At 56.2% G+C, this 17,606-nt stretch carries 13 protein-coding genes; 6 read left to right on the forward strand and 7 right to left on the reverse strand.

The window, feature by feature from the left end; genetic code table 11:
- Nucleotides 1–23: 23 nt before the first annotated feature.
- The 3 genes from AC6I77_RS08600 to AC6I77_RS08610 all read right to left on the reverse strand — a co-directional run bounded on the left by AC6I77_RS08600 (nt 24) and on the right by AC6I77_RS08610 (nt 4,486).
- Entirely contained in the window at nt 24–491 is a 468-nt protein-coding gene (locus AC6I77_RS08600; RefSeq protein WP_105099208.1) for a GNAT family N-acetyltransferase, read from the reverse strand.
- Nucleotides 492–1,079: 588 nt separating this feature from the next.
- On the reverse strand, nt 1,080–2,579 hold the full coding sequence (gene araA / locus AC6I77_RS08605) for an L-arabinose isomerase (protein ID WP_039660298.1): 1,500 nt from the start codon (nt 2,577–2,579) through the stop codon (nt 1,080–1,082).
- A 203-nt stretch (nt 2,580–2,782) separates the two neighbouring features.
- Complete coding sequence (locus AC6I77_RS08610; protein WP_154926210.1) at nt 2,783–4,486, reverse strand: ribulokinase; 1,704 nt, start codon at nt 4,484–4,486, stop codon at nt 2,783–2,785.
- Between the two features lie 365 nt (nt 4,487–4,851).
- Here AC6I77_RS08610 and AC6I77_RS08615 point away from each other — a divergent pair, with 365 nt between their 5' ends.
- The 5 genes from AC6I77_RS08615 to AC6I77_RS08635 all read left to right on the forward strand — a co-directional run bounded on the left by AC6I77_RS08615 (nt 4,852) and on the right by AC6I77_RS08635 (nt 10,571).
- A complete protein-coding gene (locus tag AC6I77_RS08615; RefSeq protein WP_003853437.1) occupies nt 4,852–5,835 on the forward strand; it encodes an arabinose ABC transporter substrate-binding protein in 984 nt (327 codons plus the stop codon).
- A gap of 99 nt (nt 5,836–5,934) precedes the next feature.
- Complete coding sequence (gene araG, locus AC6I77_RS08620) at nt 5,935–7,455, forward strand: L-arabinose ABC transporter ATP-binding protein AraG (protein WP_003853438.1); 1,521 nt, start codon at nt 5,935–5,937, stop codon at nt 7,453–7,455.
- Between the two features lie 12 nt (nt 7,456–7,467).
- The gene (gene araH / locus AC6I77_RS08625) at nt 7,468–8,451 is read left to right on the forward strand and encodes an L-arabinose ABC transporter permease AraH (RefSeq protein WP_003853439.1); all 984 of its coding nucleotides are present in this window, start codon (nt 7,468–7,470) and stop codon (nt 8,449–8,451) included.
- Between the two features lie 76 nt (nt 8,452–8,527).
- Nucleotides 8,528–9,445, forward strand: coding sequence for an arabinose operon transcriptional regulator AraC (araC, locus tag AC6I77_RS08630; protein ID WP_003853440.1), 918 nt, complete (start codon nt 8,528–8,530; stop codon nt 9,443–9,445).
- Nucleotides 9,446–9,524: 79 nt separating this feature from the next.
- Entirely contained in the window at nt 9,525–10,571 is a 1,047-nt protein-coding gene (locus AC6I77_RS08635) for an oxidoreductase (protein ID WP_003853441.1), read from the forward strand.
- A gap of 295 nt (nt 10,572–10,866) precedes the next feature.
- Here AC6I77_RS08635 and add read toward each other — a convergent pair whose 3' ends face one another.
- The 3 genes from add to malX form a co-directional block, all read right to left on the reverse strand.
- Entirely contained in the window at nt 10,867–11,862 is a 996-nt protein-coding gene (add, locus tag AC6I77_RS08640; protein WP_003853442.1) for an adenosine deaminase, read from the reverse strand.
- A 143-nt stretch (nt 11,863–12,005) separates the two neighbouring features.
- Complete coding sequence (locus AC6I77_RS08645) at nt 12,006–13,178, reverse strand: MalY/PatB family protein (protein ID WP_008926236.1); 1,173 nt, start codon at nt 13,176–13,178, stop codon at nt 12,006–12,008.
- Between the two features lie 16 nt (nt 13,179–13,194).
- Nucleotides 13,195–14,784, reverse strand: coding sequence for a maltose/glucose-specific PTS transporter subunit IIBC (malX, locus tag AC6I77_RS08650; protein WP_497816819.1), 1,590 nt, complete (start codon nt 14,782–14,784; stop codon nt 13,195–13,197).
- A gap of 174 nt (nt 14,785–14,958) precedes the next feature.
- Between malX and malI the strand changes: the two genes are divergently transcribed.
- On the forward strand, nt 14,959–15,984 hold the full coding sequence (malI, locus tag AC6I77_RS08655) for a Mal regulon transcriptional regulator MalI (protein WP_457171679.1): 1,026 nt from the start codon (nt 14,959–14,961) through the stop codon (nt 15,982–15,984).
- A gap of 42 nt (nt 15,985–16,026) precedes the next feature.
- On the opposite strand, the gene AC6I77_RS08660 is transcribed toward malI, so the two are convergent.
- A complete protein-coding gene (locus AC6I77_RS08660) occupies nt 16,027–17,526 on the reverse strand; it encodes a YdgA family protein (RefSeq protein WP_497816820.1) in 1,500 nt (499 codons plus the stop codon).
- Nucleotides 17,527–17,606 lie beyond the last annotated feature (80 nt).

Genomic DNA, 17,606 nt, shown 5'->3' on the forward strand with positions numbered 1-17,606 from the left:
TGGCGGCTCTCAGGAGCCGCCTTTTACGGCGCCAGATGCAGCACCATCACTGTGACTTCTTCTCCCGCTATGTGCCGCTGTTCCACCGCCTGCCATCCTGAACGCTGATAGTACGCCTGCTGATCGGGAGTATAGAGCCAGAGTTCACTAATTCGCTTTTGTCTGGCCCGCGCAATTACCTGTTGGATCAACGCGTTTGCTACGCCCTGACCGCGAAATTTTTTGTCCGTCACCACTTCACCCATCCAGTATTCTCTTGCCGGGATGTCGTCCAGTTCATAGCGGATGACGCTACAGGTCGCGATGACCGTTTCGCCATCCGGCGTGGCAACAAGGGTAAATTCCGCCGAGCCTGTCTGATTCCTTTGGTGTAAACGTGCAAGGATGGTGGGTTGATGTGACCAGGCTGGATGATGTGACCATTCAGTGTGCAGCAGTTTTGCTGTTTGTCTGGCGTAGTCGGGATGTTGGTTCAGATCGACAACTTGCATGGCGCTGGTTACCTTCGTTTTGTCAGGCTACAAGCAATACAGGCTGGTGGGGGAAAGTGCAAGATGATGAAAGAGTTGAGTTTTAGCAAAGAGACCGGTGCTCTTATGTATTACCGGGAAAACAATCGCTATGGGATTCAGGTGTAAGGTCAGGAAAGGTAGGCCTGATCGCAAAGGATTCCCGCATCCATGCGGATCGGCCGCGCCATCCCTGGCGCGGACGCTTTGCTCTTCAGGCATACCATTCCTTCCCGGTTGGGCTTGATCATTGCTGTAATGGACAGTGCGAGATTGAAAGAATGGAGTGCACAGTTGCAGCGAAATGGGACTTTCGCAGTAAGGGCTTTTATTACATGCTGAGCTTTTGAATATTCGCAAAAATGCAAAATTAAGGAGGGGATGGCGGGCAGTGGAGTAAAGCGTCCGCCGCAGGGACGCGGCGGCCGAGCCTACAGGGATGTATTTACGGCGACTTTACGGAACGCCCGCCATTCCCGACTGAATAGCACGAACCTGCAAACAAACGGCGCTTTATCGATCCTGAACCGATTTCTTTTCAGAACCCCTAAAGCGCCGTTTAATCACTTATTAACGTTTCAGACGGTAGTACGCTTCGTTCCAGCGCAGCGCGTCTTTAAACGCAGGCAAGGTGGTGTGCTCATCAATCACCAGCACTTCAATATCGTTCATCTCACCGTACAGATACATATCCTCCAGCGTCAGCGCCTGGCTGAACACCGTATGGTGTGCACCGCCGCCCAGAATCCATGCTTCAGAGGCGGTCGCCAGTGATGGCTGCGCTTTCCACAGCGCGCGCGCAACCGGCAACTTCGGCAGCGGTTTCGGCTGTTCGATAGCATCCACCACGTTAACCAGCAGACGGAAACGGTCGCCCATATCAATCACGCTGGCGTTAACCGCACGGCCCGCTGGGGTGGAGAAAATCATACGCGCCGGATCGGCTTTATCACCAATGCCCAGGAACTGCACATCGATTAAGGGTTTCTCTTCAATGGCAATTGACGGGCAGACTTCCAGCATGTGCGAGCCAAGCACTAAATCGTTGCCTGGTGAGAAGTGATAGGTGTAATCCTCCATAAAGGAGGTGCCACCTTTGCGGTCACCGGCCAGCACTTTGAAAATGCGCAGCAGGGCAGCGGTTTTCCAGTCGCCTTCGCCGGCGAAGCCATAACCCTGACCCATCAGACGCTGAACCGCCAGACCGGGCAACTGCGTCATGCCGTGCAGCGTCTGGAAGTTAGTAGTAAAGGCGTGGCAGCCTTCTGCTTCCAGAAAACGCTTCAGACCGAGTTCGATGCGTGCAGCATCCAGCACGTTCTGACGTTTCTCACCGCCAGATGCGGCGACATCGGTAAAGCGATAAAGACTTTCATATTCGTCGATCAGCGCATTCACGTCGCCATCGCTGACGCCATTGATCACCTCAACCAGATCGCCAACGCCCCAGCCATTCACTGAATAGCCGAACTGAATCTGCGCGGCGACTTTATCGCCTTCGGTTACGGCCACTTCACGCATGTTGTCGCCAAAGCGAGCGACTTTCAGCTGCTGGCTGGCCTGTTTAGCCAGTGCTGCACGCATCCAGTTGCCCAGGCGCTGCTGGCTGGCGCTGTCTTTCCAGTGACCGGTCACCACGCTGTGTTGCAGACCCATGCGCGCGCCGATGAAACCGAACTCACGGCCGCCATGTGCGGTCTGGTTCAGGTTCATAAAGTCCATGTCCATGCTGTCCCACGGGATCTCGGCATTGAACTGGGTATGGAATTGCAGCAGCGGCTTATTCAGTACGCTCAGGCCGCCGATCCACATTTTGGCCGGGGAGAAAGTGTGCAGCCAGGTAATGATCCCAACGCACTGCTTGTCATAATTAGCATCGCGACACAGGGCCAGCGCTTCATCCGGTGACTTCACCAGCGGTTTCAGCTCCAGACGCAGTGGTAAACCGGCCTGATTTAAACCCTCGACGACCTGACGTGCATTCTGTTCAACCTGGCGTAACGTTTCCGCCCCATAGAGATGCTGCGTGCCGATAACAAACCACACGCTGTAATTGTTTGACTGTTCCATAAAACCACTCCTTCACTTAGCGCCTACCTGATAGGCTATTTTATTTGTCATTCCGAACCTGGGCAGCGCTCACACAGGCTGCTTTAGCAACCTGAACGCCCGTCAGGGCGGCCCTGAAGGGGCGAGCGCAGCGAGTAATCCTCACGTACGTCCTCTACGCTCCGGTTGCTCCGCACTGTCCGTGTCCAGACTGCCTGCAACAATTACGCCTGTTGGGAGAGGCTCGTCGCGGAAGCGGGGCGGGCGGCGTATTGCGGTTCAGCCGTCACGCACCATTGTTGATAGCGTTGATACAGTTGTTGATAGCGGGCAACGCGCGCCGGATCGGGCTGCAGCGTCACGGCAATCGGACTGGCCATGACCTGCTGAGCATCCGGGACGCTGGCGTGAACACCGGCGGCAACGGCGGCGAAAATGGCCGCACCCAATGCACAGCACTCGTCAGAGGCGACGATATCCAGTGGCCGATTCATCACATCGCAGCAGGCCTGCATAATCGCCGGAGATTTTCGCGCGATGCCGCCGAGAGTCAGAATGCTCTCGACCGGGATCTGCTGCTGCTCGAAGCACTCCATAATGGCGCGCGCGCCAAACGCGGTTGCTGCGACCAGACCACCAAACAATGCAGGGGCATCAGTGCCCAGATTCAGGTCGGTAATCACCCCTTTCAGACGCTGATTTGCATTCGGTGTGCGGCGCCCGTTAAACCAGTCCAGTACCACCGGCAGGTGATCGAGCTGCGGATTGGCAGCCCAGGCCTCGGTTAAATCCTTAATCAGCGTTTTTTGCATCTCAGCCAGCTGAGGCTTCAGTTCCGGATGCTGCTGCGCCGCCAGCTGTAATGGCCAGCCCAGCAAACGGCTGAACCAGGCGTAGATATCACCAAAGGCAGACTGACCCGCCTCCAGTCCGATAGCGCCAGGTACCACGCTGCCATCAACCTGACCACAGATGCCCTTGATATCGCGATCGCCGACCTTTTCTGCGTCAGCAATCAGAATGTCGCAGGTTGAGGTGCCGATGACTTTTACCAGCGTATAAGGTTTAGCTCCGCCGCCGACCGCGCCCATGTGACAGTCAAACGCGCCACCGGAAAGTGTCACGGTCTGCGTCAGACCAAGACGCTGCGCCCATTCCGGGCTGAGGGTGCCCACCGGCATATCAGCGGTCCAGGTGTCAGTAAACAGCGGGGAGTCGAGCTGCTGCGTTAACAGCGGGTCGAGCGCATTCAGGAAATCGACATCGGGCAGGCCGTTCCAGTCGCCGTGCCACAACGCTTTATGTCCGGCGGCACAACGGCCGCGACGCAGCTTATCTGGTGCGGTGGTGCCGCTTAACAGGGCGGGCACCCAGTCGCACAGCTCCACCCAGGAGACGGCGGCTTCGCGCACAGCCGAATCTTCACGCGACACGTGCAGAATCTTCGCCCAGAACCACTCCGAAGAATAAATGCCGCCGATATAGCGGCTGTAATCCTGGAAGCGGCCACTGTGGCAAAGCTGATTAATCTCTTCCGCTTCTTCTATAGCCGTGTGATCTTTCCACAACACGAACATCGCGTTGGGGTTCTCAGCGAACTCCGGACGCAGCGCCAGCACGTTGCCGTCGCGGTCAATAGGAGCCGGGGTAGAACCGGTGCTGTCAACGCCAATGCCGACCACGGCGTTGCGCTGATCTTCACTCAGTGCATTCAGAACGCCGAGCAGCGCCTGCTCCATAGCGTCAATATAATCCTGTGGATGGTGGCGAAAACGGTTGGTGTGCGGATCGCTGTATAAGCCCTGTTGCCAGCGCGGATAGCTGAACACCGCACTCTGCAGCTCTTTGCCGCTATGACAATCCACGGCCAGCGCACGCACCGAATCACTACCAAAGTCCAGCCCAAGGGTGATGGCTCCAGCACGCATCGGAATCTCCTGTAGTTAGTTAACGCCTTTATCCTGGGTTCGGTGCGCCAAATCAGTTAGTCATGGCTGGCTGACAATATGCACTTTTCTGTCATCGGCAGTGATTTTGTGATCCATTGCATAAGTTAAGGACCGGTTAAATTTGCTGAATATATGGATGATTTTGCCGTGATTTTAAGATGTGATACCGCTCTACATTTTTCTTCGCTAATACCGCTAAAACTAGCCCAGCGTCTGGACACTCTGTCAGCACATGCCAGCCTAACGCACTGATTTATGGCTGTACCCACAAAACAAAACTTACTGGTAGCGTTTACACCGATTCGTTATTAGCAGCGAAAAATAACCTGGTACCGGAGAGCATCATGCATAAATTCACTAAAGCATTCGCGGCCATCGGCCTGGCAGCGGTTATGTCACAATCCGCTATCGCCGAGACCATGAAGCTGGGTTTTTTAGTCAAGCAACCAGAAGAACCCTGGTTCCAGACTGAATGGAAATTCGCCGATAAAGCGGGCAAAGATCTTGGCTTTGATGTCATTAAAATTGCCGTGCCGGATGGTGAAAAAACCCTGAATGCCATCGACAGCCTGGCGGCGAACGGCGCAAAAGGTTTTGTCATCTGTACGCCCGATCCAAAACTCGGTTCCGCCATCATGGCAAAAGCGCGCGGCTACGGCCTGAAAGTCATCGCAGTGGATGATCAGTTCGTCACCGCCAAAGGCAAGCCAATGGATACCGTGCCACTGGTGATGATGGCGGCCACTAAAATTGGTGAGCGTCAGGGTCAGGAGCTTTATAAAGAGATGCAGAAACGCGGCTGGGATGTGAAAACCACCGGCGTGATGGCCATTACCGCCAACGAACTCGACACCGCTCGTCGTCGTACTGGCGGCTCAATGGACGCGATCAAAGCCGCTGGCTTCCCGGCAGCCCAGATCTACCAGGTCCCAACCAAATCTAACGACATCCCTGGCGCGTTTGATGCCGGTAACTCCCTGCTGGTGCAGCATCCTGAAGTCAAACACTGGCTGATTGTCGGCATGAACGACAACACCGTGCTGGGCGGCGTACGTGCGACTGAAGGTCAGGGCTTTAAAGCGGCTGACGTCATCGGTATCGGCATCAACGGCGTCGATGCCATCAGCGAACTGTCGAAAGACAAGGCGACCGGCTTCTACGGTTCGCTGCTGCCAAGCCCGGATATCCACGGCTACAAAAGCAGCCAGATGCTCTACAACTGGGTCAGCAAAGGTGAAGAGCCACCTAAATTCACCGAAGTTACTGATGTGGTGCTGATCACCCGTGACAACTTCAAAACTGAACTGGCGAAAAAAGGACTGATGTAACTGTGAGCCTGCCGGGCTGTTCGTTGCCCGGCATCCTTAATAGCCCATTTCGCGTCGCCCGCCATAACCGGCCGGTGGCGCGAAAGAGTGAGGATTAACATGAACACTGATTCAGCATTTCTGTCGTTTCATGGCATCAGTAAAACTTTCCCTGGCGTGAAAGCGTTGCAGGATATCTCCTTCGACTGCCGTGGCGGTGAAGTTCACGCTCTGATGGGCGAGAACGGCGCAGGCAAATCGACGCTGTTAAAAATACTCAGCGGCAGTTATCAGCCGAGCGGCGGTGAGATTCGTATTAAAGGCAAGCCGATGAGTTTTCAGCGCACGACGGATGCACTGGACGCGGGCGTCGCCATTATTTACCAGGAACTGCATCTGGTGCCGGAAATGAGCGTGGCGGAGAACATCTATCTCGGTCAGATTCCGCACAAACATGGACTGGTCAACCGTAAGCTGATGCGTTTTGAGGCGGGCGTACAGCTGAAAAATCTCGGCATGGATATCGATCCCGATATGCCGCTGAAATACCTGTCGCTGGGCCAGTGGCAGATGGTGGAGATTGCCAAAGCGCTGGCGCGCAATGCACGTATTATCGCCTTTGATGAGCCAACCAGCTCCCTGTCGGCGCGTGAAATCGACAACCTGTTCCGCGTCATTCGCCAGCTCCGCGAGGAGGGCCGGGTGGTGCTCTACGTGTCTCACCGTATGGAAGAGATTTTCGCCCTTAGCGATGCCATCACCGTGTTTAAAGATGGCCGCTACGTGCGGACATTTACTGACATGGCGAACACCCATCACGACGATCTGGTGCAGGCGATGGTAGGGCGCAACCTGGGCGATATCTATGGCTACTCACCGCGTCCCAAAGGGGAAGTGCGGCTGGAGCTGGACAAGGTTGAAGCGAAGGGCGTGCGTACGCCAATTTCACTGAAAGTCCATGCCGGTGAAATCGTTGGACTGTTTGGACTGGTCGGTGCCGGACGCAGTGAACTGCTGAAGGGCCTGTTCGGCGGCACGCGTTTGCGTGGTGGTCAGGTCATCCTGGACGGCAAGCCACTGCCGCTGCGTGAGCCGATTGACGCCATTCGTGCCGGCATCATGCTCTGCCCGGAAGATCGTAAAGCTGAGGGCATTATTCCGGTGCACTCGGTGCGCGACAACATCAACATCAGCGCCCGCCGTCACAACCTGACTGCCGGTTGCCTGATAAAAAACGGCTGGGAAAACAAGAACGCCGACAGCCATATCCGCTCGCTGAATATTAAAACGCCCAGCGCCGATCAGCTGATCATGAACCTTTCTGGCGGTAATCAGCAGAAGGCGATCCTGGGACGCTGGCTCTCTGAGGATATGAAAGTGATCCTGCTGGATGAGCCAACGCGCGGCATCGATGTCGGTGCCAAACATGAAATTTATAACCTGATTTATCAGCTGGCGAACCGGGGCATTGCGGTGCTGTTCGCCTCGAGCGATTTACCGGAAGTGATGGGCCTGGCCGATCGCATCGTTGTGATGCGTGAAGGTGCCATTGCCGGTGAACTGCTGCACGACGACGCCACGGAGCAGCAGACGCTGAGCCTGGCGATGCCCAAAACCACTCAAGCGGCCGCCGTGGCCTGACAGGAGATCATCATGGCTTCATCTACGACCTCAAATACACCGCAGCCCGCTTCACGCGGCGGCCTGCAGTTAGGTCGCATCTGGGACAACTTCGGCATGCTGGTGGTATTTGCACTGCTGTTTATTGTCTGTGCGATTTTTGTGCCGAACTTCGGCTCGTTTATCAATATGAAAGGCTTAGGGCTGGCGATGTCGATGTCCGGCATGGTCGCCTGCGGCATGCTGTTCTGTCTGGCTTCCGGTGACTTTGACCTGTCGGTCGCTTCCGTCATCGCCTGTGCGGGTGTCGTCACCGCCGTGGTCATCAATATGACGGAAAGCCTGTGGATTGGTGTGGGTGCCGGACTGGTGCTCGGCATGATCACCGGCTTTATCAACGGCTTTGTGATTGCGCGACTGAAGATCAATGCCCTGATCACCACGCTGGCGACGATGCAGATCGTACGCGGCCTGGCTTATATCTTCTCTGACGGTAAAGCCGTTGGTATTGAAGATGAGCGCTTCTTTGAACTGGGCTTTGCCAACTGGCTGGGTGTGCCCGCGCCGATCTGGCTGACTCTGGCCACCATGGTGATCTTCGGCTTCCTGCTCAACAAAACCACCTTTGGTCGTAATACGCTCGCGATTGGTGGCAATGAAGAGGCGGCGCGCCTGGCGGGTGTACCGGTAGTGCGCACCCGTATCATCATCTTTATCCTCTCCGGCCTGGTCTCTGCGGCGGCGGGCATTATTCTGGCGTCACGTATGACCAGCGGCCAGCCGATGACCTCCATCGGCTATGAACTGGTGGTGATTTCTGCCTGCGTACTGGGTGGTGTTTCACTGAAGGGCGGCATCGGTAAGATCTCTTACGTGGTGGCGGGGGTATTGATCCTCGGCACGGTAGAGAATGCGATGAATTTATTGAATATCTCGCCATTCTCACAGTATGTGGTGCGCGGTCTGATACTGTTAGCTGCGGTGATTTTTGACCGTTACAAACAGAAAAAAGCCTGATTGAGCGAGCCGTTGGCCTGCGGACGCAGAGGTGTCTGCAGGCTATCCGAACAATAACAGACTGAGTGAGGACGCTATGTATCACCGCGAATTACCGGCTGAGCAGCAAAACCCCTTGTTGCCGGGCTATTCATTCAATGCCTGGCTGGTGGCAGGGCTGACGCCCATCACTGCCGATGGTCCGCTCGATTTTTTTATCGACCGCCCGCACGGCATGAAAGGTTACATTCTGAATCTCACCATTAAAGGCAAAGGGCGGGTATTCGACGGCGAGCGGGCATTTGACTGCGAGCCCGGCGAAATGCTGCTGTTTCAGCCAAAAACCGCCCACTACTATGGTCGCGCGCCGGACAGTCCGCAGTGGTTCCACCGCTGGGTCTATTTCCGTCCGCGCGCCTACTGGCACGACTGGCTGCGCTGGCAGGATGAGCAGGAGGGTGTGGGACGACTGCTGCTGCCTGAGTCACTGCGTGGCGAGTTTGACCGACTGTTTGCCAGTATCGAACAGACCCATAATTCGGGTCGGCGCTTTGCGGAAGAGCTGGCGATGAACCTGCTGGAGCGACTACTGCTACGTGCCGTTGAAGAAGATCCGCGTAGTCATCAGCTCATCCGCGATCCACGCGTAATTGAAGCCTGCCAGTATGTGACCAACCATCTTGCCAGCGAAGTGAAGATTGAAGAGGTGGCGCGTCACGTCTGCCTGTCACCGTCGCGGCTGGCACACCTGTTCCGCGAGCAGATGGGTGTAAATCTGCTGCGCTGGCGTGAAGATCAGCGCGTTATTCGCGCCAAACTGTTGCTGCAGACCACCCAGGAACCGATCGCCTCGGTAGGGCGTGAAGTGGGTTACGACGACCAGCTCTACTTCTCGCGCGTGTTTCGCAAGCGTGTTGGTGTCAGTCCCAGCGATTTCCGCCGCCGCAATCAGGACGCACATGACAGCCTGGCGGCGCAGACGGCCTGGCCCCTGGCGCGGAGTGCTATCTCTTAGTTTTTTCGGGAGATTCCGCCTTGTCCTCACCTGGTTAATAGTCTTAAATCATTCAGGTTAGCGACAAAGAGGAATCAAAATGAGCGATAAATTACGTGTTGGTCTGATCGGCTACGGTTTTGCCAGTAAAACGTTTCACGCCCCGCTGATTGCAGGGACACCGGACGTCGAGCTGGCAGCCATTTCCAGTAGCGACGCCAGCAAAGTCCACGCCGACTGGCCTGCTGTTAAAGTGGTGGCCGATCCTCAGGCGCTGCTGGACGACCCTACGCTGCAACTGATTGTTATTCCTACCCCCAACGACACCCACTTCCCGCTGGCAAAAGCGGCGCTGAACGCCGGTAAACATGTGGTGGTCGACAAGCCGTTTACCGTGACGTTGTCACAGGCGCGCGAACTGGATGCGCTGGCGAAAGCCAAAGGGTTGCTGCTATCGGTGTTCCATAACCGCCGCTGGGACAGTGACTTTCTGACGCTGAAATCCCTCCTTGAGACAGGCTCACTGGGTGAAGTGCGCTATTTCGAATCGCACTTTGACCGCTTCCGTCTGGAAGTGCGTAATCGCTGGCGCGAAATGAAGGGCGCAGGCAGCGGAATCTGGTATGACCTGGGGCCACATCTGCTGGACCAGGCGCTGCAGCTGTTTGGCCCGCCGGTCGCTATTAATGTCGACCTGGCCGAGATGCGTCCGGGCGCGCAGACCACCGACTACTTCCATGCCACGCTGACCTACCCGCAGCGCCGCGTGGTGCTGCACGCCAGCATGCTGGTGGCAGCAGAATCTGCCCGTTATACCGTCCACGGCACGCGCGGCAGTTACGTCAAATATGGTCTGGACCCACAGGAAGATCGCCTGAAGTCGGGGGATTTCCCGCCGCAGGAGGACTGGGGTTATGACATGCGCGACGGCACGCTGACGTTAGTTGACGGTGATTCACTGACGGAAACTACTCAACTGACTCAGCCGGGCAACTATCCCGCTTACTATGCGGGCATCCGCGATGCGATTGCCGGACGCGGTAACAATCCGGTGACGGCGGAAGAGGCGATTCAGGTGATGGAGCTGATTGAACTGGGTCTGCAATCCGCTGAGAAACGCCAGACGATGTCGCTGAAGCGCGTCTGATCTGCAGGTGCTTAATGCAGAAAGCAGAACGGGCCGGTTATCCGGCCCGTTTTATTAGCAGCGCCAACTGCAAGACCGAGCCAGCGAAGGGAGCACGGCCAGATCGGAAAGACGCAAAAGCCGCCATCCATGGCATGCTCGGCCCTCGCCGTCCTGGCGCGGGACGCTTTCCACTTCTGACCGTGTTCCCTGCGCGTCAAGCATATGCGTGGCTGTCAGAATTGCCCGGAGTGTGTTGGGGCAGCAGAGTGACGGGCCGGTTATCCGGCCCGTTTTTTGTCGCTACGCTTCAGGATTACTGCACGCGTGCGCGGATAGCCGCTTTCTCAGCCTCGCTGAGGAAGGCAATCGTCAGACCATTCTCCTGCGCCTGACGCATCTGCGCTGCGCTCAGACCGGCAGCCGGTGCGGCGTGCTGATACTCATGCGCCAGTTCAATGCCCTGAACCGCCGGATCATCCGTGTTGATGGTCGCCAGAATGCCATGCTCCAGGAAGGTTTTCAGCGGATGCTGCGCCAGTGAGGGCACAGTGCTGGTCTGAATATTGGAGGTCAGGCAGGATTCAATACCAATCCGGTGCTCCGCCAGGAAATCCATCAGCGCGCGATCTTCGATCGCTTTCACACCGTGACCAATACGTTCAGCGCCCAGCTCCCGAATCGCCTGCCAGATGCTCTCTGGTCCAGCCGCTTCGCCCGCATGTACGGTAACGCGGAAGCCGGCATCGCGCGCCTGGGTAAAGTGGCTCAGGAACTCGCTGCCCGGGAAGCCCAGCTCATCTCCCGCCAGATCGACCCCAGTGATGTGATCGCGATGGGCAAGCAAACCTTCCAGCTCGCCGAGGCAGGCATCTTCGCCAAAGGTACGGCTCATAATACCAATCAGACGCACGTCGATATCGTGTTGCTGCCGACCTGCGCGTACGCCCTCGATCACCGCTTCGACCACACCGGCAATCGGCAGGTTGTGGGTCATCGCCATATAACCAGGGGAAAAACGCAGTTCAGTGTAGTGAATGCCGGCGCGCGCGGCATCTTCGACATTCTCCTGCGCGATCCGGCGGCAGGCATCCAGATCGCCCAACACTTTCACGCCCCAGTCGAGCTTCTGCAGGAAGCTCACCAGGTCAGGTTCATTCTCGCCGACCTGCACGTGCGGAAGCAGAGTCTCAAGCGTGGTGGCGGGCAGGGTAAGGTTAAACTGGCGACCTAAATCGAGAATGGTTTGTGCACGAATGTTGCCATCAAGGTGGCGGTGAATATCAGTCAGTGGGATTTTTGAATCGATCATGGCGCACTCGCTCAGTTGTCGGTGAAGTGCAGAGCATTATAAAAATATCTTGCGCAACAGCGCCAGCTATTTGCGCAACAGCCTCGCCGGATGCTGCTTAATTACCCATAACCAGCGAGTGAGAGCCACTTCGCCGATGGATGTCAGCCCTGCAACTGATGTATCGCCGCAATAAGGCGCGAAATGCCATCTTCAATCTTACTACGCGGACAGCCAACGTTAAGACGCAGAAACCCGCTGCCTGCGTCGCCGTAGGTTGAGCCGGGCATAATCGCCACCCGTTGCTGGATCAGCGCCTGTTGCAGTGCCTCTTCAGGAATACCCAGCGCATTCATATCGATCCAGGCGAGATAGGTCGCTTCAGGGATGTGCCAGTTAAGTCCGGGAAACTCAGTGTTGAGGCGATCGGCAACCCGCGTGAAATTGCCGTAAAGATAGCTGCGTAGCGCATCCAGCCACGGCTCGCCATGTCGGTAGGCGGCAACGTGTGCCGTGACGGCCAGCACCGCCGGAGACGAAAGGCCGTCAGCATTTTTCAGCGCCTGAAACCAGGCTGCTCTGTCCGCCGCATCCGGGATGATGCCCCACGCACCCGTCAGGCCCGGCACGTTGAAGCTTTTAGACGCCGAGGTAAACAGCGCCCAGTCACTGCGTGCCACGCTGGCCCACGGAGTATGGGGTTGATTACCCATGATCATATCCATATGGATTTCATCGCTGATCACCCGCACGCCGTGACGATCGCAGAGCGCCGCCATCTGTTGCAGCTCCGTTGTCGTCCAGACTTTGCCGGTGGGATTGTGGGGGCTGCAGAGCAACAGGATTTTGCAGCGCGGGCGCGCCAGTCGCGTCTCCAGCGCGGCCATATCACATCGCCAGCGCCCGCGATCCCGCTGCAACGGCATCTCCAGCACCTGTCGCTGATTGCCGCGTACAGTTTTATAAAAGGCATCGTAGGCGGGAGTATGAAGTACCACTTCATCATCCAGGTGACTCCAGCGACGCAGCATCTGCGCCACCATATAGATCACTGACGGGCCATAAACCAGCGTGTCAGCATCGGGCTGGTAGCCGAAACGACTGGACATCCAGTGACAGCAGGCGGAAAGAAAATCGTCATGCTGCCAGCGACTATAACCCAACACGCCGTGTGCCACGCGCTGCGCCAGCGCCTGCTGAACCGCTGGTGCTGTTCTGAAGTCCATATCGGAAATGGTAAATGGCAACAGATCGGATACGCCAAAGCGGTCAGCCACAAAATCCCACTGCGTAGACCAGCTGCCACGGCGATCGATGACTTCGTCAAAGTTAAACATTATCGGCTCCAGCGCATCATGCAGTCACATTCATCAGGTGTGACAGTTCATCTTTCACCGACTGCACCTGCGGGCCAATGACCACCTGCAGGCTGGTCTGATTGAGATGCACAACCCCAATCGCGCCGTTGGCTTTCAGCGCCGCATCGTCCACCTTACTCATATCCGCCATGGTTAAACGCAGACGTGTCAGGCAGTTGTCCAGCGAGGTAATATTCTCAACGCCGCCCAGCGCCGCCAGGATAGCCGGTGAGTTATAGCCCGATTTACCTTTACCGGCATTGCTGACCTGCTGCGCAACCGCACTGGTATTTTCTACTTCCCGGCCCGGCGTTTTGATGTTGAAGTGCAGAATGGCGAAACGGAAAATCAGGTAGTAACCGGCAAACCATATCGCTGCAACAACCGGTACCCAGTACCACTTTGTCGACAGGCCGTGTAGTACACCAAACACGACAAAGTCGATGATATTGCCATCTGTATTGCCGATAGTAACCCCGAGTATCGCCATGATGGTGAAGCCAACACCGGTCAGCAGAGCGTGGATAAGATAGAGGAAGGGGGCGACAAACAGAAACAGAAATTCGATCGGTTCAGTGGTGCCGCCGACCACGCAGGCCACTACGCCAGAGATTAACAGACCTTTAATCTTATGGCGATTCTCCGGCCGGGCGCAGTGATAGATGGCCAGGGCGGCACCAGGCAGACCACCGAGGAAGGCCGGCATTTTGCCCTGAGACAGGAAGCGGGTCGCGCTTTCAGCAAAACCGTGGGTTTCCGGGCAGGCGAGCTGCGCCTGGAAAATGGTTAACGCACCGCTGACGCTCCTGCCACACACATCCAGTGTGCCGCCTGCATCGGTAAAGCGCATGATCGCCACCAGAATATGCTGCAGGCCAAACGGCAGTAGCAGGCGTTCGCCGGTACCAAAAATCATCGGGCCAAAGTCACCCGCGCTATTAATCATCCAGCCTAATCCGGTAATGCCCCGTGCGAAAAATGGCCAGATCAGCGGCACGACCAGCCCCATTAACCCAATCACCAGCGTGGTGATAATCGGGACAAACCGGGTGCCGCCAAAAAAGGCCAGCGCATCGGGTAGTCGGATGTTATGGAAGCGCTCGTGTAGCCAGAACACGACGATACCCACAATCACCGCACCCAGTATGCCTGTATCGATCGACGGAATCCCCATGATCGGCTGAACGTTATTCGCTTTCAGCAGGGCGGCATCAGTGGTCGGCAGAATGCCATTGATATTTAGCCAGAAGTTGATGCTGAGGTTTAATACAGCATAACCCACGAAACCGGCAAACGCTGCAACACCTTTGTTCTCGCGCGCCATACCCAGCGGAATCGCAATAGCGAACATCAGCGGCAGATAGCTGAAGGCAAACGATCCCAGCTTGGCCATCCACAGAAAGAGATATTGGAGCCAGGAGTGATCAAGCACAGGTAACAGAGTCAGAACGTCATGGCTGCTCAGTGAACTGCCAATCCCGAGCATGATGCCGCAGAATGAGAGCAGGGTAACCGGCAGCATAAAGGTTTTCCCCAGACTCTGGAAAAATTCCCAGACGGACATTTTTTGGTGAGAGGGTGACATGAACGCTCCTGGATAAAAGGACCATTGAGTAAAGTGGCGGGATGATAAAACGTTTTACCTGGATCTTATGCGCGCTGAATCACAATCCTCAGGTCATGGGTGATATTATTCTGACGTCATAAGGTGTAACGTTTTACCTTGTTTTCTAATGCTGTAGTTCAGTTGAGTAATCTGATGAGTAAAATCACCATCAATGATGTTGCGGCGGCGGCGGGCGTCTCGGTGACCACGGTATCGCTGGTGTTATCCGGTAAAGGACGGATCTCTGTGGCCACCATGTCACGCGTGAATGAGGCCATTGAGCAACTCGGCTTCGTCCGTAACCGTTCAGCGACCATGCTGCGTGGCGGTGAGAGTGGTGTGATTGGATTGATTGTCCGCGATCTCAGTCAGCCGTTTTATGCCGAGATGACGGCAGGTCTGAGCGAAGCGCTGGAGAAGCAGGGCAAATTGCTGTTCCTGACGCAAAGCGGTGCTCAGGGGCAGCATCTGCATCGCTGCTTTGAGTCACTGGTCGCTCATGGGGTGGATGGTATAGTGCTGGGAGGCGGTGCCGACAAGGCCAGCCAGATTGTGACGAGAGCCAGCGAACTGAATATGGCGTTAGTCTGCGCCGCGCGCGCCAGTAGCCTGGAAGAGGTGGACGCTATCCGTCCCGATAATGCTCAGGCTGCGCGTCTTGCCACTGAATACCTGATTCGTCAGGGACATCAGCGGATTGCCTGGCTGGGCGGCCATAGCGCTTCACTGACGCGGGCGGAACGGCTTGGCGGCTATTGCGCCACACTGCTGCAATATGGTCTGCCGTTCAGGCCTGAATGGATTATTGAATGCGGCAGTACCCAGAAAGAGGCGGCCGAAGCGGCGGTCCAGTTGTTTCAGCACCATCCCCGATTGACCGCCGTGCTGGCTTACAATGCCACTACCGCGCTGGGGTGTTATTTTGGGCTGATGCGCACCGGGCGCACATTTTCCCGTGGTGCAGTCGACAGCTATTACGATCAACAACTGGCTTTAATGGGGTTTGGCGATGAACCGCAGGCGGAACTCACCGATCCCCCTCTGACGTTTGTCACCAGTTCCGCACGGGAGATTGGCCGCGTGGCCGCAGATCGTATCCTGCAGCGGATGGCGCATCCTGACGCCGCCCGGCAAAACGTGATTATGCCGCCACAGCTGGTTATTCGCGGGTCGGCATAAAAAAGGCGACCCGGAGGTCGCCTTTGATGGAAGACAGCGCAATTACTGTGGCATGCCTTCGCTGGTGGGCATGCCCAGCATATAGCGGGACATGAACTGCTCCAGCGTCATCTTGTCGCCGTTCATGTTCACCTGACCGTTGGCATACTGCAGGCTGGTCACGATGTTGTTATCCTGCTGCTGAGTCAGGCGGAACATCTGACCCATCGCCGCCAGACCCTTCACCTGCTGATCCGCCAGCTTTTGCGCGTCGTCGGCCTGATAACCTTCAGCCAGACCTACCTTACGCATGGTTTCGGTGGCCATCGGCATGTTGATGACCAGTTTGCTATCCAGGCTTTTCAGCACCCGATCAACCATGGCGCTGAGGGTCTGCGCTTCGCCGGTGACGGTGGACGGATCGTTGAAGCTGGCGGTCAGATTGAAGGTACTTTCACCTTTTTCGTTTTTCCAGCTCAGCGGAGCGATGCTGATGGATGGCGAGCCTTTCAGCAGCATCGACAGGTTGTTCATCAGAATCTGATGAACGCCCGCCTGATAGCGGATAGGGTCTTCCGCAACGCCAGGCTGGCTCAGCAGTTCCTGCATCTGCGCGTTGTAACGATCGGAGAAGGCTTTGACTGCCTGGGCATCAAACTGAGACAGCTTCATTTTCAGGGCTGCCTGACCAAAATCCTGTTTCTGCAGCTGAACGCCTTCAACCTTGTAATCGATATTGCCGCCAATTTTACCGGCGCTGTTATCGAATGAGGAGGTGCCTTTCATTTTATTCAGCGTCAGGGCATCCTGGCCATTGATGCTGGCATTCACCTTCTCAATGTCGACCGACTGGTCGCCGATACGCACGCCTTCCGGGCTGAGATGTGTGTTACCGCTTAGCTTCAGACCATTAATGGTGAAGAGGACAGGCTGGCCCATCTCATTTTTGCTGGTCAGCGCGAGGCTATCAACGTCACCGTCCAGCGACACTTTATCGCCTTTGTTATCTGCACTGACGTTGAAGGTGCCGCCATTGGTGGCCAGGCGTTCGCCGGTTTGGGCATTCTGATAGTCAACCGGCAAGACGCGCAGCGCGGTATCCGTGGCGCCGCTGTAACCAATGCGGGTGTCTGCGTTAATCAGAGACTTGTTCCCGGTCAGTTCAAACAGTTTTTTCACCGCATCGGTGTTAGCCAGTTCGGTATGAACGGACGCCATGCTTGGAATCAGATTGAAATGCTTCAGCTGCGCGAACGGGAAAGGACCATGATCGATAGTCTCATTCAGGATGATGCTCTGACCCGGTTTCAGCAGCGGATTATCTTCCGTCTGTGAGCTGGCCTGAACCACCAGATTCACTTTGCTACTGAACATGCCGCGCTGATAGTCCTGATAGCTGATCTTCAGTCGGCTGTTTGGAGCATAAGCATTCAGCTGAGCGTTGGCATTTTGCACCAGCTCGTCCCTGTGGCTTTCAATCTGCTTGCCGGTGAACCATGCCGCGCCAGTCCAGACTACGCCCAGTGCGATGATCACACCTACGGCAACATTGGTCTTTTTCATTGCTGATTCGTCCTTATCCTTGAGTCCGCTTATGCCGCAGGTTTAGCCTGGCGACCGAAGAAAAACGCCCGCAGGCGTTT

This window comes from Pantoea sp. X-Soil-ISGK-259 (assembly GCF_059730705.1).